The sequence below is a fragment of the Streptomyces sp. 11-1-2 genome, from assembly GCF_003595545.1.
GTDB lineage: Bacteria > Actinomycetota > Actinomycetes > Streptomycetales > Streptomycetaceae > Streptomyces > Streptomyces hygroscopicus_B.
Map to the genome: position 1 here is coordinate 9,339,907 of NZ_CP022545.1, position 26,275 is coordinate 9,366,181.

The window sequence follows — 26,275 nt, forward strand, 5'->3', positions numbered from 1 at the left end:
CCGGCCCCGCTCCGGGCACCCCCCACCCGTACCACCGACACCCGAGAAGGACCATGCGACGCCACAGCGCCCAGCTCATCCACAACCCCGCCGTCCTGCCCTGGCTCGGCGCCAACTTCTGGTCCCGCACCGGCGGGCCCCTGATGTGGCGCGACTACGACCCGGAGACGGTCCGCGCGGAACTGCGGGTGCTGCGCGAGCACGGCCTGACGATGACCCGGTCGTTCTTCTACTGGCCCGACTTCCATCCGCAGCCCGACCGCGTCGACGAGACGCTGTGCGAACGCTTCCGCGACTTCCTCGACGCCCACACCGAGACCGGCATGGGGACGGTGCCCACCTTCATCGTCGGACACATGTCGGGCGAGAACTGGGACCCCGCCTGGCGCGGGGGCCGCGACCTCTACGAGGACGTGTGGATGGTCGGCCGCCAGGCGTGGTTCGTGTCCCAGATGACCCGCCGCTTCAAGGACCACCCGGCGGTCACGGGCTGGCTCATCACCAACGAGATGCCCGGCTACGGCCGGATCTACCAGGTGGATCCGCCCTCCTCCGATGTGGTGACGGCCTGGGCGCAGGCCATGTGCAACGCCGTACGGGCGGCCGGCGGCACCCAGCCGGTCTCGCTCGGCGACGGCGCGTGGGGCATCGAGGTCACCGGCCGCGACAACGGCTTCTCGCTGCGCGATACCGCCGAGTACGTGGACTTCGTGGGCCCGCATGTGTACCGCTCGGACACCGACCGGCCCCGTCAGCACCTGCGCGCCGCCTTCGAGTGCGAACTGGCGTCGGTCACCGGACAGCCCGTCGTCCTGGAGGAGTTCGGCCTCTCCACGGACACCGTGTCCGACCGGAACGCGGCGGTCTACTACCGGCAGACCCTGCACAACTCCCTGCTCGGCGGGGCCACGGGCTGGATCGCCTGGAACAACACCGACTACGACGACCTGTGGGACCGCTCGCCGTACGACCACCACCCCTTCGAGATGCACTTCGGCATCACCGACAGCACCGGTGCCCCCAAGGCCCCACTGCTCGAACTCGCCGCGTTCGCCGAGGTGTTGAGGGACGTGGACTTCGCACACTGCCGACGCGCCGACGCGGACGCGGCGCTGGTCGTGCCCGCCTTCCTGGAGCGCGGCTACCCCTACAGCAGGCCCGCCGACCGCCCGTTGATCTTCACCTCCCTGCACCAGAGCTATGTCGCCACCCGCGCCGCCGACCTGCCGGTGGGCTTCACCCGGGAGGCCGACGGACTGCCCGGCGACGCGGCCCTGTACCTGCTGCCGGCCACCCGCCAGCTCACCACGCGCACCCGGCGTGAGCTCGAACGCCGCGCCCGCGCGGGCGCCACGGTCTACCTCTCGTTCTGCTCCGGCGAATACCCCGGCACCCGCGGCCCGTGGTTCGACGACCTGGACGGGCTGTTCGGCGTCGAGCTGCAGCTCTCCTACGGTGTCGCCGAGCCCATCGAGGACGACGTCCTGGAGATGACGTTCACCGAGGACTTCGGCGGGCTGACGGCCAGGACCTCGCTGCGCTTCCCCGTCGCGGGCAACGAGGACAGCCGGGCGTATCTGCCGGTCGTGCCGCGGGACGCCCGGGTGGTGGCCGTCGACGCCCACGGGCGGCCCGCCCTCCTGGTGCGCGACACCGGGCGCGGACGCACCGTCCTGGCCACCTACCCCCTGGAGCACATGGCCGCCCGCACCGCGCGTGCCAACCCCGAGGAAACCCACCGGCTGTACGCGGCGCTCGCCGACATCGCCGGGGCCCGCCGCCCGGTGACGGTCGACAGCCCCCATGCCGGCGCCGACCTGCTCGTCCACGACGACGGGCGCCGCTTCGTATGGCTGGTCAGCCAGAGCCCCGACGAGCTCACCGTCCGCCCCGTCGCCGACGGCACCCTGCGCGACCTCGCCTCCGGCGCACCGGTCGCGGAGGTGTCGCTCGGCCCGTACGGGGTGCGCGTCCTGGAGCTGCGGTGACCGGCCACCTCTACCGCGACCCGGCCGCGCCCGTGGCCGAGCGGGTCCGCGACCTGCTGGGGCGCATGACGCTCACCGAGAAGGTCGGCCAGGTCAACCAGCGCATGTACGGCTGGCACGCCTACGAGCGGGACGGCGACGGCCACCGGCTCACCGACGCCTTCCGCGCCGAGGTCGCCGCGTACGGCGGGATGGGCGCCCTGTACGGGCTGCAGCGGGCCGACGCGTGGTCCGGCGTCGGCTTCGCCGACGGCATCACGGCGGCGGACGGGGCGCGGGTCGCGGGCTCCGTGCAGCGGCACGTCGTGGAGAACACCCGGCTGGGCATACCGGTGCTGTTCGTCGAGGAGGTTCCCCACGGCCACCAGGCCCTGGACGGCACCGTGTTGCCGGTCAACCTCGCCGTCGGCGCCACCTGGGACCCCGGGCTCTACGAGGCGGCGGCGGCAGCCGTCGGCGCGGAGGTGCGGGCGCGGGGCGGCCATGTGGCGCTCGTCTCCGCCCTCGACCTGGTCCGCGACCCGCGCTGGGGCCGCGCGGAGGAGTGCTTCGGCGAGGACCCGTACCTGGCGGCGCGGCTCACCGAGGCGCTGGTGCGCGGCATGCGCACCGCCGACGTGGCCGTCGTGCTCAAACACTTCGCCGGACAGGGGGCCACGGTCGGCGGACGCAACAGCGCGGCCACCGAGCTGGGCGCCCGCGAAGTGCACGAGATCCATCTGGCGGCGGCCCGGGCCGGGATACGCGCCGGGGCCGCCGGGGTGATGGCGGCCTACAACGAATTCGACGGCCTGCCCTGTGTCGCCAGCCGCCCGCTGCTTACCGAACTCCTGCGGGAGCGGCTGGAGTTCGACGGCATCGTGATGGCGGACGGCGCCGCCGTCGACCGGCTGGTCCGGCTCACGGGCGACCCGGTGGCCGCGGGCGCCCTCGCCCTGAACGCCGGATGCGATCTGAGTCTCTGGGACGCCTGCTTTCCGCGGCTGGCCGAGGCGGTCACCCAGGGGCTCGTCGCGGAGCGGACCCTGGACACCGCCGTGGCCCGGGTCCTCACGCTGAAGTTCCGCCTGGGCCTCTTCGAACAGCCCTCTGCGCATACCGGTGAACAGCGAACCGAGCCGCATACACCCGCTGCCGAACAGCGCCCCGATCCAGGCGAGTTGAGCGAACGCATCGCCCGCGCGTCCATCACACTGCTCGCCCACGACGGGGGAATCCTGCCGCTGGCGCCATCCACCCGCCGGATCGCCGTCCTCGGCCCGAACGCCGACTCCATCGCCCAGCAGATCGGCGACTACACCGCGCCACAGCGCCCCGGCTCCCACCATGTCACGGTCCTGGACGGCATCCGGTCGGCCGCCCCGCCGGACACCGAGGTCAGCTATGCGCCGGGGTGCGATCTGGTCGGCGGCGACCTCTCCGGTGTCCCCGAGGCGGTCGCGCTGGCGGCAGCGGCGGACATCGCGGTCCTCGTCCTGGGCGGGTCCAGCGCGCGCTCGGAGGACACCTCCTTCGACACCAATGGCGCTGCCGTCGTGACCTCCGCCAACCCCGGCGGTATGACGAGTGGCGAAGGCGTCGACCTGGCCGAGCTGCGCCTGCCCGACGGGCAGTTGGCGCTCCTGGACGCGGTGGCGGCCACGGGCGTGCCGGTCGTCGTGGTCCTCGTCCAGGGCCGCCCGCACGCCCTGCCCGACCTCTCCGGCACGGCCGGGGCGGTGCTCAGCGCCTGGTACCCGGGCCCGTGGGGCGGACGGGCCGTGGCCGATGTGCTGTTCGGCGCGGTCGGGCCCGAGGGGCGGCTGCCGGTGTCGATTCCCCGGTCGGCCGCGCAGCTTCCGGTGTTCTACAACGCCAAGGACCATGGCTACCGCGGCTATGTGGACCAGCCCGCCACCGCCCGATACGCCTTCGGCCACGGCCTGTCGTACACCACGGTCGCCTACGAGCCGCCACGGCTCTCCCGCGCCCGCGTCACGCCGGACGATCCGACCCTCATCTGCCGGGTCACCGTGCGCAACACCGGCGAGCGGCCGGTGCGCGAGACGGTCCAGCTCTATCTGCGGCGGCTGTCGGGCGGCTCCTCCTGGCCCCGCGTCCGCGAGCTGCGCGGCTTCGCCCGTCTCGACCTGCGGCCGGGGGAGGAGGCCGACGCCGTGTTCGCGATCGACGCCGACACCCTCGCCTCCGTCACCCGGGACCTCGGTCTCGCCGTCGAACCCGGAGAACTGATGCTGGAGACCGGTCCGTCCTCCGCCGAGACGCAGGGGGCGCGGCTGGTGATCGGCTGATCCGGGCCGGTCGGCGGCGGCCCGGCAGGGCCCGGCGGGTGTGGGCGTACTCGACACTTCGAGCGGGCCGTCCTACAGTCACCTGCCCGGCAGGGACCGCCCGGCCGCTGACCCAGGGGAAGGCCGCATGCCGATCAGGAGATCACTCGGGTATCTGACGGGACTCGCGGCGATCCTCGCGCTGCTGGCGGCGGCGCCGGGGCCGGTCGCCGCCGCGCAACAGCCCGCCGAGCCTGCCACCCCCGCCACCGCCCCGGCCGCCACTCCCGCAGCCGACACCTGGCAGCCGCCGCTGTCCACCCGCGGCCGGTACATCGTCGACGCCAGGGGCGACCGTTTCCGGCTCAAGTCGGCCAACTGGGACGGTGCGCAGGGGTCGTGGACGGGCAGCGGCAGCGTTGACGACCCCGCCAACCACCACGCCGGCCAGAACTCCCACGGCATACCCCTCGGCCTGGACCGGGTCCCCCTGCCGACGCTGCTCGCCGACTTCCACCGGCTCGGCATCAACAGCATCCGGCTGCCGTTCTCCAACGAGATGATCCACGCCGCCGCGACCGTGCCGGACGGTGCCGTGGCCGCCAACCCGCAACTGCGCGGGAAGACACCGCTGCAGATCTTCGACGCCGTGGTGTCCGCCCTCGGCCGCGACGGGTTCGCCGTCATCCTCAACAACCACACCAACACCACCCGGTGGTGCTGCGGAGTCGACGGCAACGAGCGGTGGAACAGCGGCCAGACCACCGAGCGCTGGATAGCCGACTGGGTCTTCATGGCCCGCCGCTACGCCGATGAGCCACGCGTCGTGGGCGCCGACCTCTACAACGAGGTGCGCCGCGACATCCTGGACGACCCCAACTGGGGGCTCGGCGACACGCACGACTGGTACGCCGCCGCGCAACAAGCCGCCGACCGCATCCTCACCGACGGCAACCCCGACCTCCTCATCGTCATCGAGGGCATCAACTGGACGGGGATACCGGTCGACGGGCTGCCCCACGAACGGCCCACCCTGGCGCCCGCGCGCACCCTCTCGCACACCCTCGTGAACGCCCACAAGCTGGTCTACTCCGCGCACTTCTACGGCTACACCGGCCCCCGCCACAGCGGCGCCACCGGCGTCGGCGAGACCCACGACCCCCGGTACCAGGACCTCAGCCGCGACGAGCTCCGCAAAGTCCTCACCGACCAGGCGTTCTTCGTCGCCGAGGACACCGGGCGGCACTACACCGCACCCGTGTGGATCAGCGAGTTCGGCATCGGCTCGGCCGAGACGGGCACCGCCCCGCGCGCGTGGTTCACCAACCTCACCGACTACTTCGCCGACCACGACGCCGACTTCGCCTACTGGCCACTGGTGGGCTGGGAGGGCAGCGACGACTGGGCGCTGCTGCGCTACGACTCCGCGGGCCACCGCACCGGAATCCTCGACCAGGGCGACTGGCGCGCCACGCCCTGGCAGCGGCTGATGACCGCGCCCGAGCACACCGGGCCCGTCGACCCCGTCCCCGCCTGGCGCATGCTCGCCACCGACCACGGCGACCAGGTGCAGTCGCTGATCGAGCGGACCCACGGCGACTGGGATCCGGGCGCCTACAAGGCCGCCTGCCCCGACGGGTTGCGGCTGATCGGCCTCGGCCACACCGCCGGGCGCGGACTGTGCACCGACACCGGCGCCGACGACCCGCGCGCCCCCGGCACCGCCCATACGGTCGTCACGGACGAGCGGTATGTGCCCGCCGGTGGCGACTGGGCCTCCGGCTACACCAAGTTCCAGTGCCCCTCGGACCACTTCCTCATCGGCTACAGCCGCCGCGGCGGCCGGGTGTCCGCCGCGCTGTGCGCCCCGGCCCGCACCCCGCTCGGCACCACGGGACGCACCGTGTGGTTCGACCGGTCCGACAACCGGCCCGCCGACGCCGCCGGGGGCGACTTCGCGCACGGCGCCTACAAGGGCCAGTGCGCGGCCGACGAGTACGCCGCCGGGATCGCCTTCACCACGCGGGTGGGCAGCTCCGGGAGCCCGGACGCGCTGCTGTGCCGCCGGCTGTCCTGAGTCCGCCAGTCGTTCCGCGACCCTTGCCCGAATCTGACGGTCCGTCATATCGTGAGGTGGTGCGCGCAGCCGTTGTCGCACGACACCCGCCGAACCGGATCAGGAGTTACGGGTGGAGCCGCACACCACACCCGGGACCGCGCCGAAAGTACGTGCCAGCGCGGTGACCCGCACCTTCGGGCACGGAACCCGGCAGGTGCACGCCCTCGGACCACTCGACCTGGACATCCGGCACGGGGAGTTCTGCTGCATCGTCGGCCCGTCCGGATGCGGCAAGTCCACGTTCCTGCGCATCGTCGCCGGACTCGTCCGCCCCAGCGGCGGTGAGGTCGAGCTGCGCGCGGGCCGGCGCCATCCGGCCGCGATGATCCCGCAGGACTACGGCATCTACGACTGGAAGACCGTGCTGGCCAACGTCCGCTTCGGCCTCGATGTGCAGCGCGTGCCACGCAAGGCCGCCGACGCGCGGGCCAGGGACTGGCTGGCCCGGCTCGGTCTCGCCGACTTCGCCGATGCCTACCCGGCCACCCTGTCGGGCGGGATGCGGCAGCGCGTGGCGATCGCCCGGGCGCTCGCGGTGGAGCCGGAGGTGCTGCTGCTGGACGAACCGTTCGCCGCGCTCGACGCCCAGTTGCGCACCATCCTCCAGGACGAGTTGCTCGCGGTGTGCCAGGCGACCCGTACCACCGCGCTGTTCGTCACCCACAGCCTGGAGGAGGCGATCGTGCTCGGGGACCGGGTGGTGGTGATGTCGGCCAGGCCCGGCAGGGTGATCGCCGAACGCCACCCGCCGTTCGAACGCCCGCGCACCGGGGCGATGCGCCGCGCTCCGCGGTTCGCCGCGCTGCAGTCCGAGTTGTGGGAGCTGCTGCGCGACGAGGTCCAGCGAGCCGGAGCCGGTGCCGCCACTGCGGTGGACACGGTGGGGAAGTCCTCGTGAAGGGCGAGAGCGCGCCCGCCTCGGCCCGGACCGCCCGGCCCGGTGAAACCGTCGGCGGGCCCGTCGAGACCGTGCTGGTGCGGCGCCCCGGACCGGGGGAGCGCGATCCCGTCCGCGCCCACCGGCGGCGCCGCGGCATCGAGCTGGCCCTCGCCCTCGCCGTCCCCTCCGCGCTGATCCTGCTGTGGCAGCTCGCCGCGGATCAGCACTGGATCGACTCGCGCATCTACCCCGCGCCGTCCACCATCGCGGCGGACGGCTGGCAGCGCGCCGCCGACGGCAAACTGTGGCCGGACGTATGGGCCACGCTCCAGCGGGTGGTCGCCGGGTACGCACTCGGCACGGCCGCGGGCTATCTCTTCGGGCTGCTGATGGGCGCGCTGCGGATGGTCCGCGCCGCGCTGGAACCGCTGCTCGACGCCCTGTACGTGGTGCCCAAGCTCGCGCTGCTCCCCGTGTTCCTCAATATGTTCGGCCTCGGTGAGGGCCCTCAGATCGCGCTCGTCGCGACCACCGTCTTCTTCTTCGTATGGATCTCCACCATGGCCGCCGTGATGGGCGTCGCCGAGGGCTACCGGGAGGCCGGGCAGGTATTCGGCGCCGGTCCCTGGCAGATGTTCCGCCATGTCCTGCTGCCCGCCTCGCTGCCGCAGGTCCTGGTCGGCATGCGGGTCGCCTCCGGAGTGGCGGTCCTGGTCATCGTCGCCTCCGAGCAGATCGCCGCGAACGACGGCCTCGGCCACCTGATCTTCGACTCGCGGACGCTCTTCCAGAACGACGTGATGTTCGTCGGCATCGTCTGCGTGGCCGTGCTCGGCGTGGTCTTCTCCGAACTCGTCCGCCTCATCGGCCGTCGGCTCACTCCCTGGGCGCCGCGGGACCGCGGCCGGCCCCGGCCCTGACTCTCACCCCGGCTCCGACCCCCAGCCCCGGAAGGCGGCACCCATGGCACGGAGACTCTCCCTCGCCCGCGCCCTGGTCACGGGCGTGACCCTGCTCGGCGTCCTCAGCTCCCTCGCCGCCTGCGACGCGCAGACCTCGGAGTCGGCGCGCTCCGGCACACCGGGCAAGCCCCGCCCGATCACCCCCGTCGCGGGCTGCGCCAAGGGCTGGACCGACCCTGCCGACGCGTCCGCCGCCCGCGCGCCCGCCCGCTGCGCGCCCGGCGCGCCCGCGCCGAAGCCGCTGAAGAAGAAGACGAAGATCGTCGTCTCCGCCAGCACGCTGACCGCCGAGTACCTCGCACCCCTGCGGATCGGCATGGAGAAGGGCGAGTTCGGCAAGGAGAAGCTCGACGTCGAACTGAAGCTGCTGCCCACCCCGGACGCGCTTCCGCTGCTCGCCAAGGGCGATATCGACGTCCAGTACGCGGCGCCGGAGGCCGCCGTGCTCAACGGCATCCGCCAGGGGTTCGACATTCGCTGGGTCGCCGGCAACTTCACCCCCGCGCCCGGCTCCAAGAGCGGATTCTGGGCCAGGCTCAAACCGGGGGAGACGGCGGGCGAGGTCAGCCTCAAGGACCGTACGGTCGGCACGCTCATCGGCAAGGGCTCGGTCATCACGTACCCGATGGAGAAGGTGCTCGCCGCGCACCAGGCCGACGTGGACAGCGTCCGCTTCCAGCAGCTCGGCCCGGCCGAGGTCCTCACCTCGCTGAAGAACGGCGGAGTGGACGCCGCATGGCTGCTCGACCCGGTGTGGCGCCAGGTGGACGGCGACGCGGGCTACGCCTTCCTCGGCGGCCAGCCGCGCGGCGAACCGCTCGGCGGGCTCCTGTTCGGCCCCGATCTGCTGACCGGGGACCCGGACGCGGGGGTGGCGTTCCTGCGCGCCTACATCCGCACCGTCAACACCTATTTCGCCGGAGACTACAAGAAGGACAAGGCGTTCCTCGACGACCTCGGCGAAGCGCTCAAGACCGAGCCGGACACACTGGCCGCCGTGCCGTCGCTGCGCATGGACTGGGAGATCCGCGAGGGCACGGTGGACCGGCTGCAGAAGGCGTACGCCACCGCCGGGGTGGTCGAGGGCGACCCGCTGCCCGAGGACGAGGTCGTGGACCGTTCGTTCTACGCGGAGGCGGTCGGCCACAAGCCCTAGGGCCCTTCTGACTGGCGCTATTGCGGGCACGCCCCCGCGCGGCGGGAGAGGAAACGCGAACGGCGGCGCGAAAGGCCCTTGCGCCGGGCCGCCGGCCTATAGTGCGCTGACCCGCATGAGGAGCGTGAGGATCATGAGCGTCATGAGGAAGCGGGGCCTGGCCACGCTGAGCGCCATCCTGGTCGTGGGCTCGCTCTGCGCGGGCGCGCCGCAACCGCGTGTGGAGGCCGCCGACTCCGGCGGCGGCGCTGGTTCGTCGACGGGACTCGGGGTCGATCTGGACACCGTGACGATCCCCGAACTCCAGGCGCGCATGGCGGACGGCTCGCTGACCTCGTCGGCGCTGACCAGCGCCTATCTGCGGCGGATCAAGGCCATCGACCCCACGATCCACGCGGTGCTGCGCACCGACCCGACCGCCCTGCGGCAGGCGGCCGCCAGCGACACCAGGCACCGGCACGGCGCCACCCGTGGCCCGCTCGACGGCATCCCGGTCCTGCTCAAGGACAACGTGAACACCCGCGGCCTGCCCACGACCGCCGGGTCGCTGGCCCTGGCCGGCAGTCCGCCGGACACGGACGCCGCCCTGGTGACGCGACTGCGCGACGCGGGGGCGGTGATCCTCGGCAAGACCAACCTGTCCGAGTGGGCCAACTTCCGCGCCACGAAGCCGACATCGGGGTGGTCGGCCGTGGGCGGGCAGACCAACAACCCCTACGTACTGGACCGGAACCCGTGCGGATCGTCCGCCGGTTCGGGTGCCGCGCTCGCCGCGTCGCTGGCGCAGGTGGCGATCGGTACCGAGACGGACGGCTCCATCGTGTGCCCGGCCGGGATGAACGGGGTGGTCGGCCACAAGCCCAGCCTCGGCCTCGTCAGCCAGGCCGGAGTGGTCCCGATCTCCGCCGAGCAGGACACCGCCGGGCCCATGGCGCGCAACGTGATCGACACCGCGCTCACCTTCTCGGTGCTCAGCGGCGGCCGCGCCGCGGACGGGCCGACCAACCCCGGCGCGCTGCGCGGCAAGCGCATCGGCCTGTGGCGGCTGCCCTCCCTCGGGCCGGACGTGGACGCCGTGATGACCCGTACCGCGAAGCAACTGCGCACAGCGGGAGCCGAGGTCGTCGAGGTGACGCCCCCGTATCAGCAGCGGCTGTCCGAGCTCGAATTCCCCGCGCTGCTCAGCGAGTTCCACCGGGACATCGACGCCTACCTCGCCACCCGCGAGGGGCCGCGCAACCTCGCCGAACTGATCGAATTCAACCGCACCCACCCGGCGGAGCAGACCTGCTTCGCCGGCCAGGAGCTGTTCGAGCAGGCCCTCGCCGCGCCTGCCACCACCGACCCGGAATACCGGGCCATGCGCGCCGAGTTGAAGGACCTCTCCCGGCGGTCCGTCGACGAGACCATGGCCACCCACCACCTGGACGCCATCGCCTCGCCGACCAACCCGCCCGCCTGGACGACCGACTGCGCGCGGGGCGACAACGACGTGATCCCGTCCTCGACCCCCGCGGCCGTGGCCGGATATCCCTCCCTGTCGGTGCCCGCCGGGTTCGTGGACGAGCTGCCCGTGGGCCTGCTCCTGATGGCCGGTGACCACGCGGACACCGAGCTTCTGTCGCTGGGGGCCGCGGTGGAGCGGCGACTTCACGCCTGGCGGGCGCCGCGCTACCTCCCGTCGGTGGGGACCGGCGCCTCCCGCTGAACGGTCCGGCCGTGGCGTCCGGCCCCCGCACCAGTGGCCGGACGCCATCGTTCACCGACGAGATCGCGACATCTTCCACCGGACCCGAACGGGTGTCGGAAAGTCTGCACCGATGGCCACAGATTCTCGCGCTAGTGTGCGCGCGTGAGCCTTCATGTCGTCATAGGATTCGGGCCCGCCGGAGCGGCCACCGCTCGGCTGCTGGCCGAAAAGGGCCATTCGGTACGGGTTGTCACCACATCGGGCCGAAGCCCGGAGCCGGGCCTCGAGCATGTCGCGCTGGACGCGACGGACAGCGCACGATTGACCGAGGCCGCGCAGGGCGCGGCCGCCATCTACAACTGTGCCGCACCGCCCTACCACCGCTGGGCGAGCGACTGGCCGCCGCTGGCCTCGTCGGTCTGCGCGGCCGCCGAGGCGACCGGGGCCGTCCTGGTCATCCTGGGCAACCTCTACGGCTACGGCCCGGTCGACGGCCCCATGGCCGAGGAGCTGCCGCTCGCGGCGACCGGCACCAAGGGGCGGGTGCGCGCCGCCGTGTGGGAGCAGGCGCGGGACCTCCATGAGCAGGGCCGGATCAAGGCGGTCGAGGTACGGGCGTCGGACTTCTTCGGGCCCGGTGTGACCGACGGCGGGCACCTGGCCGCGCGGGTGATGCCAAAGGTGCTGCGCGGCAAGCCGGTCTCCTCGCTCGGGGACCCGGACACCCCGCACAGCTGGAGCTACCTCCCCGACGTGGCCGCCGCCCTGGCCGAGGTCGCGGGCGAGGAGCGGGCCTGGGGCCGGGCCTGGCACGTACCGACGGCGCCCGCGCGGTCCACCCGGGAGATGGTCGACCGCCTCGCCACGCAGGCGGAGACCGGGCCGGTCGCGGTGCGCAGGCTGCCGTCCGCCGTGCTGGGTCTCGCGTCGCTGGTCTCCCCGCTGCTGCGTGAACTGAAGGAGGTCCGCTACCAGTTCGACCGTCCCTTCGTCGTGGACGCGAGCGCCTACGAAGCCGCGTTCGCGGTGCGCGCCACCCCCGTCGACGATCAGGTCAAGGCGACGGTCGAGTGGTGGCGTCAACGACTGTCCACCGCCGGGTGACATCTGTGACAGCGAAGGGATCCGAAGTGGGTTCAGCTGGTACGCGGCGTGATGACGTCGCGATCGTGGGAATGGCCTGCCGGTTCCCGGGGGCGCGCAACGTCAACCAGTACTGGCGGCTCCTCAGCGAGCCGCGGGCGCAGTTCGCCACCGTCCCCGATTCGCGGTGGCGCACCGCCACCTTCCTCAGCGACAACTTACGTGACTCGTCCGCGGCCTATACGGACACCATGGCCCTGCTGCCGGACGTGGGCCACTTCGACGCGGCGCACTACGGCATCCCGCCACGGCGGGCCAGATCGATGGATCCGCAGGGCCGGCTGCTGATCGACCTGGCCCGGGAGGCGATCCAGGACGCCGGATGGGAGGCCGAGGGCTTCGATCGCGAGGAGACCTCGGTGATCACGGCGCTCACCGAGAGCGGCTACCGCGAACTCAGCACCATGCAGATCCGGATGCGCCAGCTCACCGGCGGCGAGTTCGGGGCGCGGGCGAGCGACCCCCGGTGGCCGGAGACGGTCCGCGCGGTGGACGGGCTGCACGGCTCCTCGGTGGCCGGGCTGCTGCTCAACATGGGGCCGAACACGGTCAGTTCGGTCTTCGATCTGCACGGCGAGAGCTATGCGCTGGACTCGGCGTGCTCCGGTGGACTCATGGCCGTGGCCAACGCCGTGTTCGCGCTGCGCGCGGGCCGGTGCCGGATCGCGCTCGCGGGCGGCGCCCAGTTGATCCTCGCCCCGGACCTGCTGGTGGGGCTGTGCCGGATCGGCGCCATCTCGCGCAGCGGCAGATGCCTGCCGTTCGGCGCGGAGGCCGATGGCTTCGTCCTGGGGGAGGGCGCCGGGGTCCTGGCGCTGCGCCCGCTGGCCGACGCGCTGGCCGCCGGTGACCGGGTCTACGCGGTGATCCGGGGCGTGGGTACGGCCAACGACGGGACCGTGCAGGGCGGTATGCACCCCCAGGCGGCCGGTCAGCTCAGAGCCCTGCGCCGGGCCTACCGCGACGCGGACCTGGCCCCGGAGGCGGTGGGATACCTCGAGGCGCACGGCACCGGGACCACGGTCGGCGACCCGGTCGAGGTCGGTGTCCTGCGGGAGCTGCGGGGCGAGCGGGGCGCACCTGCGTTCCTCGGCGCGGTGAAGGCGGTCGTCGGCCACGCGCTCAACGCCGCCGGGATCGCCGGACTCGTCAAGACCGTGCTGGCCGTGCACCGGGGGGTGATACCGCCGCAGCCGGACTTCGACCTGGCCGACCGCTCCGGACTCGACGCCGCGCGGCTGACCATCCCGACGAAGCCGACCGGCTGGCCCGACGCCGGGCAGCCGCGCCGGGCGGGGGTGAGCGCCTTCGGCTTCGGCGGCACCGGTGTCCATCTGGTGGTGGAGGAGTGCGCCACGGCACCGGCCCGTCCCACACCGGACGGCGGGCCGCAGTTGCTGGTGCTCAGCGCCCGCGACCGGGCCGGGCTGGCCCGTTACGCCCGGGAGCTGGCACACACCCTCGCCGATGACCGGCCGCCGCTGGCCGGGGTGGCGGACACCCTGGCCCGCCGGGCTCCCCTCGCCGAACGCCTCGCCCTGGTGGCGGAGGACGCCGCCGACGCCGCCACCCGGCTGACCGCGGCGGCCGAGTCCGTGGCGGCCGGCCGTACCGGAGATCTCGGGGCCGGGCTGGCGGTCGGCACCGTGCCACCCGGTGAGCCGCCGGAGGCCGCCGTACCGGAGCCGGGCTCGCTGCCCGCCGACGCGCACTCGGCCGCACTGGCCCAGCTCGCGCGGCGCGCGGTCACCGGCGAGGGGCTTCGCCCGGTGCGGGAGCGCATACCCCCCATCACCCTGCCGCCGAGCCCGCTCGCCCCGCGCCACCACTGGGTGGTGGACGAGTCGGCGCGCGCTCCCGAGGACGAGGGCACCGCCCACGACCTCGGGGCGATGAGGGAGGGGCCGGTGGGCTCGCCCGCGGCGGCGCGGGCCGACGGGGCGTCCGCCGGGTCCATCGTGCTCGAAGAGCTGTCGCGGACCGGCGTCTTCCCGCTCGCCGACCTGACCGAGCGGATGGGGCTGGTGACCGATCTCGGCTTCGACTCCCTGATGCTGCAGGAGCTGGAGGTCAACATCGGCAAGCGCATACCGGGATTCCGCACCGAGGAGATCTTCTCGCCCGATCTCACCGTGGAACGGCTGGTCGCGCTGGTCGATCCGCACCTCGCGCAGGAGCCGGCCGCCGGTGCGCCGCTGCCCCAGCAGACGCGGGCGGACTGGGACGCGGCGAGTGCCCGCGCCGATGACTTCCCCGAGGTGCGGCAGTTCGAGGAGCGCTTGAGCGCGATCGCCGGCAGTGGCGCGGACTTCCCGTACTTCCGGGTCCATCAGGGCAACATCCGCGACACGACCATGATCGACGGACGGCCGTACCTGTCCTTCGGCAGCTACAACTACCTCGGGCTGTCCGGCCATCCGGCGGTCAACGAGGCCGTGCACCAGGCGGTGGACCGGTACGGCACCTCGGTCTCCGCGAGCCGGGTGCTCTCCGGCGAACGGGAGCTGACCGTACGGCTGGAGCTGGCGCTCGCCGACTTCCTCGGCGTCCCCGACTGCCTGGCACTGGTGAGCGGCCACGCCACCAATGTCACCGCGATAGGGCATCTCGTCGGCGCGCGCGACCTCGTGGTGCACGACGCGCTCGCCCACGACAGCATCCTCCAGGGCTGCGCCCTGTCCGGGGCGGCGCGGCGCCCGTTCCCCCACAACGACATCGACGCGCTGGAGGACGCGCTGCGGCGCAACCGGTCCCGGTTCAGACGGGTGCTGATCGCCGTCGAGGGCGCCTACAGCATGGACGGCGACCTGGTCGACCTGCCCGCCGTGATCGAGCTGAAGCGGCGCTACGGCGCCCTGCTGATGGTGGACGAGGCGCACAGCATCGGCACCGTGGGCGAACGCGGCCGTGGCGTGGGCGAGTTCTTCGGCGTCGACCGGTCCGGCGTGGATCTGTGGATGGGCACCCTCTCCAAGACCTTCGCGAGCTGCGGTGGATATCTCGGCGGCTCGGCCCGGATGGTGCGGTGGCTGCGGCATACGCTGCCCGGCTTCGTCTACAGCGTCGGCCTGACCCCGGCCAACGCGGCCGCGGCGCTGGCCGCCACCGAGCTGATCCTCGCGGAACCGCACCGGGTGGCCGCCCTGCGGCGCAACGCGGAGCTCTTCCTGGGCCTGGCCGCCGCGGCCGGTCTGGCGACCGGCTCCAGCGCCCACACGCCGATCGTGCCGTGTGTCCTCGGCGACTCGGCGCGGACCCTGCGCGTCGCGGACCGGCTGTTCGAGCGCGGTGTCATCGCCGATCCGATCTTCCACCCGGCCGTCGAGGAGGGGCTCGCCAGGCTGCGGTTCTTCGTCACCAGCGAGCACCGTGAGGACGACATCCGCCGCACCGTGGCGATCCTCGCCGAGGAGGTGGCAGCCGCCGGGGGATGAGGGGGACACCGTCGGATCCATGTCAGATCAGGGTGCGTTCGATCCGGCTGAGCATGGCGTCCTGTCCGGCTGCCCCGGAGTTCTCGGCCGGGGCGGTGCCATGCCGCTCCTCGGCGCCGCCCACCCGCTGGGAGAGCAGATAGGCGATGATCTCCGCCTCCTGCTCCTGGACGTCGTCGTAGGTCGCGCGCAGGAGCATGTCACGCACGAGGTCGGGGTCGAGGTTGGGGAAAAGGAGGCGGGCGCTCGCCTCGTCCAGCCAACCCGCCCCGCGATGGCAGCAGATGATGTGGCCCAGCTCATGCAAGATGATGTGCTCCTGATGCGCGCTGGTCGTGTTGGCGTCGTAGAAGATGAGGTCCTCGTCGCGGGCGGCGACCCACATGCCGCACGGGTGCGTCGCGGGCATCTGCATCGGGACCAGCGTGATGGGGCGGCCGCGGACCTCGCCGAGATGGCGGCAGAGTTCGGCCACATCGGCCACCTCCGGCAGGTCGAGGTCGGCGATCCGCCGCGCACCGGCCTTCCGGAGCTTCTTGAGCTGACTGCGCCGGTCGTGGTCGGCCGACCGTCCCCTGTTGGCGCCCCTCACCCAGCCGCACCCCTCATTCCTGGTCCGAGGTGTCGGTGACGGGCGGAAGGCCCTGAAGCTGCCGGTACTGGTCCATGATGGTCGTGATGGCCTCGAGGTTCTCCTTCTTCATCCCGGCCGCCCGCATCGCCACGGCGCGCACCCCGGCCTGCCGGAGCGCCTCGATGGCGGCGACCTCGCTGAGCACCGACTCGGCGACCTGGTCGTCGAAGAAGTAGGCCACCGACACGCCGAAGAAGCGCGCCAGGGCGGCCAGCAGGTCCGGTGAGGGATTGGAGCGCTTGCCCGTCCGCAACTGCGAGAGATACACACCCCCGACCTTGAGCTCGGGGCTGGCCCGCTTCAGCTCCTCCGCCACCTCGGCGTTGGTCCAGTGCCTGCCTTTGGGACGAACCGTCTTGAAGAGGTTGTCCAGACGCACTGCCAGCGTGGGCCGGTCGTCAGTCTCGGACATGCGAATCTCCCTCCCTCACCTCCTCGGCTTTGCCCCCGGCTAATCGTCAGTTTCGCAGATTAGCGGTCAGTTGACAATCTGGCCCAACTCCGCCAACGTGGACCTCGTCGATAGCTGCCAGCTAACTCCGCTCACGGGGGTGGCCGAGTGGGTTGTCAGTCCTATCGGCCCGGCTCGGCCCGGCTCTCAGGGGCTGTGCCGAGCTGGGCCGGGCGGGGGCCACCCGCTCGGCCCGGAAGAGGAAAACGGGGGAATCACGGGGGAAATCCCGCTCGGCCTGACGGGGGCAGACCGGGCGGGATCCCTCTCTCAGCGCGCTTTGGCGAGCCGCCGGTAGGCGGATGCCACCTTGGTGAGCCAGACGACCTCGGCGGTGAAGTTGTCCGTGTCGCGGTCCTCGAAGTCGCCGGTGTCCGCGTTGTCATCGGGAATGGTGCCGGTGCGCTTGGCGTGCAGCGCCTGCCTGATCTGCGCCGCTTCGGCGAACGCCTGCCGGGACTCCTCGCTCCCCTTGGAGCCCGCCTGGTCGTCCCCGCCCGAGGTGCGGTCGATATAGGGCCGCAACTCCCGCCAGCCGTCCCGTATTTCGATGACCCGCCGGTGGAGCCGGTAGTTGAGGTCGGAGACCGCGGCCCCGGGCGGCTCCAGCACGATGTCCGGAGAGGACTCGTACAGATCCCGCCACAGCGGATACAGGGCCCGGTAGGACCGGTAACCGCGCGCCCACTCCAGCAGCCTGGTGGCCGAGGGCCCCCAGGAGGAGATCGTCAGGGCGAGCGAGAGGGTGACGATGCCCAGCGCGCTGAAGACGGAGGCGGCCAGCGTCCAGCCGCCGATGTCGAGCCCGCCCGCGGCCGTGAGGACGTTGACCACCCTGGCCAGGCAGTAGAGGAAGAGGATCACCGCGGCGACGGAGAGCATCCGCAGCGCCTGCCCCAGCGAGGTCCTGCCCGCCATCCGGGCGTAGGGCACGCACTGGCGCAGGATGGTCAGGCACGGAACCGCCTGGGAGACCATGAAGACCAGGAGGTAGGTGAGGATCAGCGGCTGGCCGCTCCCGGTGTTGAAGTCCTCGGCCGGCCGCCCGGGGCCGTCGGCGATGAAGAACAGCGCCGTCAGCAGCGCGTCGAGGGCGACGCCGATGATCAGCCAGTAGCGGGCCTTGCGCCCCGACTCCTCGGTGGCGGACGCCCAGTGCAGCAGGATGATCTGCGCGCTGACGCAGAAGGCGACCGCCGACAGATGCATCACCAGGATCGCGAGGTTGCCGACGCCCAGGAAGCGCTCGCTCCCCATGGCGAAGGCACCCATCGTGAAGGTGAGGCACTGCAGCAGCAGGGTGATCACGAGTGTGCGGTAGGCGGTGTCCCGCCAGCTGCGCCTGATCTGGAACAGTCGGTAGATCAGCGCGGCATACGACGAGAGCGCCGCGATGACGAAGCAGAGAGTCTTGATGGTGGTCACGGCCCTTTCCCCCACAGGTGCCGAACGGTTCAGTCGGTGTGCTCGCCCAAGGGAACCACGAGCCCGATTCCTTCGGCCGCCACCGCGATGGCGTAGTCGAAGAACGCGGTCTCGTCCCGGACGCTGTCATGGGTACGGCTGAAGACCTGGAAGACCAGGAGCCCGACCAGGCTGCTCCACAGCACGATGCCGCGCTCGATGAGGTCCGAGAACGGAGCCTCGGGCACCCCGCCGAAGAGCGCCTCGGCCTCCGGCAGAAGCAGCGGCGGCCCCGGCACCTGACGCCGGGGCGCGGTGAGTTCACCGGCCTCCAGCGCCGAACGCACGATGCCGGCCAGCACCGCGGGGGTGCGTGAGGCGGGCGGGACCGTGTCCTGCGGGGCGTGGTAGTCCGGCACGGGCGAGCCGTAGACCAGCGTGAACTCGGCGGGGTTGGCGAACGACCACCGCCGTAGCGCGCGGGTGGCCGCGAGGAGCCGCGCGCCCGCCGGCGCGCCGGCGTCCCTGGCGGCCTGATCGGCCTGCTCCATCGCGGCGCCGGAGTCGTTGTAGGCGTCGATGAGCAGCGCGGTCAGCAGGTCGTCCCGATGCGGAAAGACGGCCTCCACATCGCTGACGGCGAGTCCGCCCTCACGGGCGACGGCGTCCAGGGTCAGCCCTCCGGCCCCCAGTTTCACCAGCAGTTGGCGCGCGGTGGTCTTGATGACCGCCTGCGGCCTGGTGTTTTCATCGGCGGAAGCTGTTCCGGAAACATCCATGGGCCAAACCGTACCGGTGCGACCGCGCTTCGCGCCCTGTGGACCCTCACCCTGGAGGGGTCTTCGCGGCTATGGTGAGCGGGAGGTGAGGGGTTGCACGGGGCTCGGCCGGGAACGCGCGCCGACGCCGCGAGGGAGGGGCTGCTGTGGACGGCGGCACGGTGGGGCTGCGGATCGCATCGGCAGTGGTCGTGCCGGTGGTCAAACGGCTGCTGCTGCCGCCCGCGAGCGCGCCGGGGGCGGAGTACGGCGAGCGGCCCGTGCCGATCCGCCGGCTGGTGTCCTTCGCCCGGGAGCACCGCACTCTCACCGAGGACGATCTGCACAAGCTCGCCCGCGAGTTGGTCCGCCGCGCCGTGCGGGCCGCGGGGCCGCACGATCCGCCGATCGGCGCCGACGAGCACGACTCCGTCGGGCAGGCGCTGACCCGCACCCTGCACGCCCTCGGCGATCTCGACATGGACGACGTCCACGCCTTCGCGCTCGGCCCCGAGCGGCTGGCCGCGGAGCTGTCCCGGCGCGCGGGCCCCGACACGCGCAGGCTGCTGAGCGACGACGCCGCCCGCTTCCACGACCGGCTCCTGGAGACGGCCTGCCTCCATCTCATGCGCTTCTTCAGCCAGCGGCCCGGATTCGCGGCCCGAGCCCAAATCGAGCAGAGCCGCGAGATCCGGGAGCAGAGCGAGAAATTGGACTCAATCCTGCGGCGGCTGCCGGACATCAGCCACCAGGACATCCAGTTCGAGGAGGAGTACGCGCGCTACGTCGTCGAGTGCCACGGCAGGCTCACGATCTACGGCGTCGACCTCCGGGAACCGGACGGCCAGGACTGGCCGCTGGAGACCGCCTATCTGAGCCTGGAGGCCAGGCCGTACCGCGACGGCACCGACCGGGTCCCGGTGGTCAACGGCGAGCCCGGCGCCGACCGGGACACCGAGGCCGAGCGGGCCGCGGGCCCCGCCGAGGCGGTCTTCGCCAGCCATGAGCGCATCCTGCTGCGCGGCGTCGCTGGCACCGGCAAGACCACCCTCGTCCAGTGGCTGGCCCTCTCCACGGCGCAGCAGGAACGGGTGCCGGGCGGCCTGTCGCAGCTGTTCGGGCGCGTCCCCTTCGTCCTGCCGCTGCGCACCCTGGCGCGCAAGGACACCGAACTGCCCATGCCCGAGGACTTCCTGCGCTGGATCGGCTGCCCGCTGGTGGGCACCGAGCCCGACGGCTGGGCCGCGCGGGTGCTGCGGCACGGGCGCGGCGTGCTCCTGATCGACGGGGCCGACGAGATCCCGAAGGACGACCGGAGCCGTGTGCGGGCCTGGCTGAAGAAGCTGCTCGCCGTCTTCCCCGGCAATCTGTGGCTGCTCACCTCCCGCCCCTCGGCCCTCGAACGGGGCTGGCTGGCCCGCGAGGGCTTCCAGGAGTTCGCGCTCGCCGCGATGCGGCCCGCCGACATGAAGCAGTTCATCCGGCGCTGGCACACCGCGGCCGGAGCCTCGCAGGAGCTCGGCGAGTCCCTCTCACTGTCCCTGCGCAGCAGCCCCGAACTGAGCCGTCTGGCGACCAATCCGCTGATGTGCGGCCTGATCTGCGCCCTGCACCGGGAGCGGCGCGGCTTCCTGCCCCAGGGCCGCGCCTCCCTCTACGAGGCGGCGCTCTCCATGCTCCTGGAGCGCCGCGACCTGGAGCGCGAGGTCTACGGCCGCGGCCGTCCGGCGCTGGACCAGAAGTCGGCCACCGAGCCGCTCCAGAGGCTCGCGTACTGGCTGATCCGCAACGAGCGGACGCAACTGGACCGCCCCGACGCGGTGAACGTGGTGCGGCGGCTGCAGCCCTCCGTCCCCCGCCTCGCGGACGTCGGAACGGCGGAAGAGGCCCTGCAGCATCTGCTGGAGCGCTCCGGTCTGCTGCGCGAACCGGCCCCGGGCGCGGTCGACTTCATCCACCGCACCTTCCAGGACTTCCTGGGCGCCAGGGCCGTGCTGGAAGAGCGCGATATGGGCATGCTGGTGAACAACGCACACCTGGACCAGTGGGAGGACGTGGTGCAGATGGCCGTCGCACAGGCTCGACACCAAGAGCGTGCCGACCTGCTGACCCGCCTGCGCGAGCGGGGCGACCGGGAGCAGGACGCCACGGTCCAGGCGCGGCTGCGGCTCCTCGCCCTCGCCTCCCTCGAACAGGCCACCCGCCTGGAGCCGACGGTGCGCGAGGCCATCGAGGACCGGGCCGCTCGGCTGCTGCCGCCGCGCAGCCTGCGGGAGGCCAGGTCACTGGCGCAGACGGGCCCGCTGCTCCTCGGCCTGCTGCCCGACGCCAAGGACCTGGAGGGCGACGAGGAGCTGGCCACCGTCCACGCGATCTGCCAGATCGGCGGGGACGCCGCCATCCCCAGGCTCCGGGAGTTCCTCGGCACCGGCCAGCCCGCGGTGCGCGCCCAACTCCTCGCCCACTGGGACCGGTTCGACACGAAGGTGTACGCGGAGGAGATCGTACGGCCGCTCCTCGACACCGCCCCCGAGGAGATCGTCACGGTGCGCTCACCCGCCGAGCTGGAGGCGCTGCGCACCATCTCCGGCTATCAACGCGTGGGCCTGCACGGCGACTTCGCCCCGGAGGACATCCGCGCCGCGCTCGACCCGCGCCACCTGCGCGAGCTGCGCCTGCGGGGCACTCTGCAACTGGAGGACCTCGCGCTGCTCTCCGCCTACCCCGAGCTGGAGACGGTCGCCCTGCAGGGATGCCGGAACGTCAAGGACCCCACGCCGCTGACCCGGCTGCCCCGTCTGCGGAGGCTGGAGCTGCGGGACCTCCCCCAGTTCGAGCCCCTGCTGAAGCTGGCCGACTGCCCCCGGCTGGAGGGGCTGCTCGTCGGACCGGAGGTGCCCTGGCGCGGTCTGCCCGACCTCCCGCGCCCCGCCGAGCTGCGGCTGCTCTCCCTGCCGTCGTCGGCGGCGCAGCTCGCGGAGATCGTGGAGTGCCGGGGGCTGGAGGAGCTGCGTCTGCAGGACGCCAGCGAGCGCCTGGCGCCGGACGAATGGGGCTCGCTCATCGCCGAGTTGCCTCAGTTGCGCAAGCTGACGCTCTCGCCGCAGCAGCTCAGCATGCTGCTGTTCGCCCCCCGCACCGAGATCCCCCAGGTCACGCACCTGGATGTATGGGCCAGGGCCGGTTCCGCGGTACCGCTGCGGCGGATCGCCCGGCGCCTTCCCGGGCTCGAGGAGATCCATCTGTCGCAGGTCGCGGAGCTCGATCTCGCCTCCCTCGCCGGGCTGCCCCGGCTGCGCCGGGTGCGGCTCGTCTACCCGGGCGAGATCCGTGGCGCGGACTCGCTCCCCGACAGCGTGGAACTCGACATATACCCGCACCCCTGACCGGCACCACCTCACCCCCGGCTCACACCCGGTGCCGCGATTACCTGGTGGGATGTTTACCCAACGGGTAAGTTCATGAATGTAGGCGTAGTTGGTACGGATGTCAGCGGCTGATGTCTCGGGGGAGCGGTGCCGCCCGTCTCCGAGGTCACGGCTGCCGGGCAGCAGAGGACGACTGAGGCGGGACGCAGCAGGATGCGCGTATCGGAAGGGTCACCGCTCTATGGCCGGGACTCTCTGCTGCGCTCGCTCGTTCCCCGGCTGACCGGCCTGGCCTTCGACGAGCGGTCCCGGGTGGGCCGGGAGCACCAGGGCGACCTGCCCGTGGTGCTGGTGACGGGATACCACGGCATGGGGCGCAGCGCGGTGCTCGAAGAGCTCGCCGCGCGCTACCGGGACCGGCTGCCGCTGGCCCACGTCCGCGCCGTGGCCACCGAACCCGAGACCTTCCCGCCCGCCCCGGCCAACGGCCGAGCCCCCACCGCCTCGACCCTCGTCGAGATCCTCGCGGAGCTGGTGTGCGGGCTCGCCCCCGATGTGCGCCGCCGCTTCCCGGTCCTGGTGCCCGGCCTGTTCGCCGTCTCCGGCTGGTACCGCGGCAATGGCGAGCAGCGCGACGTGGCGTGCCTGACGTTCGCCCGGCTGCTGCTCGCCTGCCGCCTCGCCGACGGTGATGAGAACGCGCTGAGACACGCCTGGGCCACCGCCGTCGAGGGCCGTCTGGAGACGATCGGCGCGCAGACCGACGCGGAGTGGGGCCGGGATTCGGTCACCGCCGCGGTGGTGGCGGAGTACGCCGACCGGTATCAGCCGGCCGCGGCACAGGAGTGGTACCGGCGGCGCTTCCCACGGGGCGCGGACGGCCAGGATCCGCTGGTGCTGCTCGGGGAGTGGTTCCAGCGGGGCGGCGACTACCGGCACGCGGCCGAGCAGAGCCTGATGGCCGCCTTCCTCCACGATGTCGCCTCCTCCTACGGCAGGCTGCAGCGGTGGAACCGGGAGCCCTGGCCGCTCATCCTGCTCGACGACGCCCACTGCCCGCCGGGGCAGGACTTCCTCGACCTGCTGCTCGAGCACCGCGCGCTGCCCGAACGCCACGACCACGAGGAGCTCGTCGTCGTGGCCACCCGCCTCGGCGGCTTACCGGAGAACGCGCCCGCCGCCATCCGCCGCGACCTGCCCGACCTGGTGAAGTCCTCCGGCTGGCAGCGCAAGGGCCTGGCCCCGTCCGCCGGACTGCTCGCCGTGCCGCTCACCCCGCTGAGCCGGGACGACATCCTTCCGCTCCTGGTGCCGGACTGGCCCGCCCGGCCGCTCCACCCCTATCTGGCCTCCGCCGTGCACTCCCTGACCGGTGGGCATCCCGCGGTGACCACCGTGCTGTGCGCGGCGGTCCTGGACGCCACCAAGCGGGGCCGCGGCGTGGGCCCGCGCGACCTCCTCGAACTGCACGCCAAGGACGGCCGCGCCGTCACCGAAGCGCTCCTGGAGCGGCTGCTTCCCAACCGGCGCCAGCGCGACCGGCTGACCCTGCTCTCACTCGCCCGCGACAGCACCGCGGCGGAGGCGCTGGCCGAGAATCTGCGTCTCCAGGGCCCGGACCAGCTCCCCGCCAACTCCGCCACCGACTACCTCGAAGAGCAGCAGTGGCAGCAACTCACCCCGCCCGACCAGCCGTTGGTCGCCGACACGCTGCTGCGGACGCTGCTCGTGCACGAGGCGCGCCGCACCTCGTCACGGGCCGAGGACGGCCGTAGCTGGCAGGACATCCACCGCTTTCTGCGGATGCACCACGCCCAGCGCGGGGAGAGCGGCGAGGCGGACGCCCTGCGCCACACCCTCGCGGCCGGAAACGCGGAGACGGTGGTGGCCATGCTGACGGAGGAGTTCCAGTCGGAGAAGGACGCCCAGGCCGCCGCCCACTGGCTGCTGTGCCTGCGGTACGCCGCCACCGCGCCCACCCCACCGGCCGCGGAGTGGACCGACGAACGGATGCAGATCGCCCTCGGCGCGCACGACGGCCGGTACGCCGAACTGCATGAGATCGAGCGCTGTGTGAACCGGCTGCTGCACGCCCTGTGGCATGTGTCCGAGCCGCACGCCGAGCCGGACCCCGATATGTGCAAGGCGGTCGGCGAAGAGCTGGCCTACCTCTCCCCGCGCCACCCGTCCTGGCACGCCGTCCTGGGTCAGGCCGCCCGCAGTTGGCCCGCGGCGGCACGGAAGAAGCGCCCCTTCCCTATCTCCGGTCAGTGAGGAAGCATGCTGTTCCGTCTGTTCCGCCGTCACCCTCGCGAGTGGGGGCCGCTCGAATGGCTGGCCGTCGTCGGATTCGGCGCCCTGGTCGCCTTTGCGATCACCATCGTGGTCAACGTGGTGCAGGGCCCCGGCAGGTGCGGTGACGATCTGCGGGACATCGAGGGCGACTGCGTGGGCGTCACCGCGGAAGCCTTCGAGGCGGACCCGGGCATCGAAAGCCTCATCGAGGCGGTGGCGGACGAGAACGCGCGGGTGCGGCAGGACTGGGAGGATCCGCCGAGCGGACCCAAGATCCCGTACGTGCGGATCGCGCTGATGATGCCCTTCACCGCGGACGACCACAGCGCCATGACGGTGGACATGATCCGCCGCGGACTCGCCGGTGCGCTGGCCGCCCAACGGCAGGCCAACCGCTTCGGCGGGCCGCACTACCAGCTCCTGCTCGCCCCCGACGGCCGGAACCTCGACCGCTGGGAGCCCGTCGTCGATCGCCTCGCCGAGCTGTCCAAGGACACCCGGGCGCCGCTGGTCGGCGTGACCGGCATCCCGAGCAGCACCCCGGATACCCGGAAGGCGATCGCCGCGCTCAGCAAGCACAGCATCCCCACCGTCGGCCCGGTCATCACCGCGGCCAACATGAACTCCCCGTACTTCTTCAAGACCTCGCCGAACAACGAGCAGTTCGCCCGCGCCCTCAAGCTCTACCTGGAGAAGAAGCCGGCGGGGCACCGGGGCTTCCTGGTCTGGGACAACCGCAGCGAGGACGTCTACTCCCAGAATCTGCGCAGCGTCTTCGAGCGGCACTTCGGCACGGCGTACGACCTGACCAACCACAACTCGAACTTCACCGGCACCTCCGGAACCGACAAGGGCATCCCCCAGCGGTTCACCGACGCCGTGCAGAAGATCTGCAACGAGAAGCCCGACACCGTCTTCTTCGCCGGCCGCGACCAGGACCTGCCCGCGTTCATGGAGCGCTTGGCGCAGGAGGGAAGCTGCGGGCGCACCACGACGCTGCGCATCCTGAAGGTCGGCATCGGTCTGGAGCCCACCCTCACCGCGGACGCGCCCACCCGGTGGCTGGACGAGGCACGGGCCACGATCGTGGACGCCTCCTCCGTCGACCCCGCCTGGTGGGCGGGGAAGAGCAACCCCAAGAAGGCGCTCGGCCGCTTCCTCGACCGCTTCGAGGAGATACAGAAGCAGCACAAGCTGGGCAGGGACCCGCTGAATGACGGCTACGCCGTGATGTACCACGACGCCTTCGCGCTGCTCGCGGGCGCCGTGGACCGCACCTTCGCCGAGATCAACGAGGGCGGCAAGAAGGCCCCGGAGGCGATGAGAATTCCGACCAAGGACGATGTGTACAACACCCTCATCATCCCGAGCATCGGCGGCAACTCGTGCAGTTCCTGCCTGGTCGGCGCCGGAGGCACCTACGGCTTCGAGGGCCCGGGCAAGAACGACCAATGGGCCGTCTGCAAACCCGTACCCGTGGTCGAGTACCCGTCGAGCGCCCGCTCCGGCGCCCCGGGCGCGGCCGCCCTCTACCGCACCTACCGCGGCGGCTCCAAGAGCGCCTGCCCCTCCTGACGCGACAGCTCCTGCCACAACACCTCCTGCCACAACACCTCCTGTCACAACAACAACACGCCGCCGCCTTGCCAGTTCAGCAAGGAAATTAGCCGCCCATGGACACGTGTGCGCAGGCTGCTTCCAGAAGGTTTTGACTCACAGCCGA

Annotated in this window: 16 protein-coding genes; 12 read left to right on the forward strand and 4 right to left on the reverse strand. The window is 72.3% G+C overall.

What is annotated here, in order from left to right:
- Positions 1–53 precede the first annotated feature (53 nt).
- The 9 genes from CGL27_RS40260 (at position 54) to CGL27_RS40300 (ending at position 15,642) form a co-directional block, all read left to right on the forward strand.
- Complete coding sequence (locus tag CGL27_RS40260; RefSeq protein WP_119992466.1) at positions 54–1,988, forward strand: cellulase family glycosylhydrolase; 1,935 nt, start codon at positions 54–56, stop codon at positions 1,986–1,988.
- Entirely contained in the window at positions 1,985–4,279 is a 2,295-nt protein-coding gene (locus CGL27_RS40265) for a glycoside hydrolase family 3 N-terminal domain-containing protein (RefSeq protein ID WP_119992467.1), read from the forward strand. The genes CGL27_RS40260 and CGL27_RS40265 overlap by 4 nt, the downstream gene beginning before the upstream one ends.
- A 127-nt stretch (positions 4,280–4,406) precedes the next feature.
- Positions 4,407–6,335 carry a cellulase family glycosylhydrolase gene (locus CGL27_RS40270; protein ID WP_119992468.1) on the forward strand — a complete coding sequence of 643 codons (1,929 nt, stop codon included), beginning with the start codon at positions 4,407–4,409 and terminating at the stop codon, positions 6,333–6,335.
- Positions 6,336–6,447: 112 nt separating this feature from the next.
- Positions 6,448–7,275 carry an ABC transporter ATP-binding protein gene (locus CGL27_RS40275; RefSeq protein WP_078639655.1) on the forward strand — a complete coding sequence of 276 codons (828 nt, stop codon included), beginning with the start codon at positions 6,448–6,450 and terminating at the stop codon, positions 7,273–7,275.
- 71 nt (positions 7,276–7,346) lie between these two features.
- Complete coding sequence (locus CGL27_RS40280; protein WP_078647199.1) at positions 7,347–8,177, forward strand: ABC transporter permease; 831 nt, start codon at positions 7,347–7,349, stop codon at positions 8,175–8,177.
- A gap of 43 nt (positions 8,178–8,220) precedes the next feature.
- The gene (locus CGL27_RS40285) at positions 8,221–9,375 is read left to right on the forward strand and encodes an ABC transporter substrate-binding protein (protein ID WP_119992469.1); all 1,155 of its coding nucleotides are present in this window, start codon (positions 8,221–8,223) and stop codon (positions 9,373–9,375) included.
- Positions 9,376–9,517: 142 nt separating this feature from the next.
- On the forward strand, positions 9,518–11,083 hold the full coding sequence (locus CGL27_RS40290) for an amidase family protein (protein ID WP_119994784.1): 1,566 nt from the start codon (positions 9,518–9,520) through the stop codon (positions 11,081–11,083).
- Between the two features lie 144 nt (positions 11,084–11,227).
- Positions 11,228–12,169, forward strand: a complete 942-nt coding sequence (locus CGL27_RS40295) for an NAD-dependent epimerase/dehydratase family protein (RefSeq protein ID WP_119992470.1) — start codon at positions 11,228–11,230, stop codon at positions 12,167–12,169.
- Between the two features lie 26 nt (positions 12,170–12,195).
- Positions 12,196–15,642 carry an aminotransferase class I/II-fold pyridoxal phosphate-dependent enzyme gene (locus tag CGL27_RS40300; protein WP_276147896.1) on the forward strand — a complete coding sequence of 1,149 codons (3,447 nt, stop codon included), beginning with the start codon at positions 12,196–12,198 and terminating at the stop codon, positions 15,640–15,642.
- A gap of 22 nt (positions 15,643–15,664) precedes the next feature.
- On the opposite strand, the gene CGL27_RS40305 is transcribed toward CGL27_RS40300, so the two are convergent.
- The 4 genes from CGL27_RS40305 to CGL27_RS40320 form a co-directional block, all read right to left on the reverse strand.
- On the reverse strand, positions 15,665–16,234 hold the full coding sequence (locus tag CGL27_RS40305) for a toxin (RefSeq protein WP_119992472.1): 570 nt from the start codon (positions 16,232–16,234) through the stop codon (positions 15,665–15,667).
- Between the two features lie 13 nt (positions 16,235–16,247).
- Positions 16,248–16,688 carry a helix-turn-helix domain-containing protein gene (locus tag CGL27_RS40310; RefSeq protein WP_119992473.1) on the reverse strand — a complete coding sequence of 147 codons (441 nt, stop codon included), beginning with the start codon at positions 16,686–16,688 and terminating at the stop codon, positions 16,248–16,250.
- 309 nt (positions 16,689–16,997) lie between these two features.
- Entirely contained in the window at positions 16,998–18,152 is a 1,155-nt protein-coding gene (locus CGL27_RS40315) for an MAB_1171c family putative transporter (protein WP_119992474.1), read from the reverse strand.
- A 29-nt stretch (positions 18,153–18,181) separates the two neighbouring features.
- A complete protein-coding gene (locus CGL27_RS40320) occupies positions 18,182–18,910 on the reverse strand; it encodes a TetR-like C-terminal domain-containing protein (RefSeq protein ID WP_119992475.1) in 729 nt (242 codons plus the stop codon).
- A 146-nt stretch (positions 18,911–19,056) separates the two neighbouring features.
- On the opposite strand from CGL27_RS40320, the gene CGL27_RS40325 reads away from it, so the two are divergent.
- From CGL27_RS40325 to CGL27_RS40335, 3 genes are all read left to right on the forward strand, one after another.
- Positions 19,057–22,275, forward strand: a complete 3,219-nt coding sequence (locus CGL27_RS40325; protein ID WP_119992476.1) for an NACHT domain-containing protein — start codon at positions 19,057–19,059, stop codon at positions 22,273–22,275.
- A 195-nt stretch (positions 22,276–22,470) separates the two neighbouring features.
- Positions 22,471–24,531, forward strand: a complete 2,061-nt coding sequence (locus CGL27_RS40330; RefSeq protein ID WP_119992477.1) for an ATP-binding protein — start codon at positions 22,471–22,473, stop codon at positions 24,529–24,531.
- A 6-nt stretch (positions 24,532–24,537) separates the two neighbouring features.
- Positions 24,538–26,127 (forward strand): ABC transporter substrate-binding protein, encoded by a 1,590-nt coding sequence (locus tag CGL27_RS40335; protein ID WP_119992478.1) that lies wholly within the window; start codon positions 24,538–24,540, stop codon positions 26,125–26,127.
- Positions 26,128–26,275 lie beyond the last annotated feature (148 nt).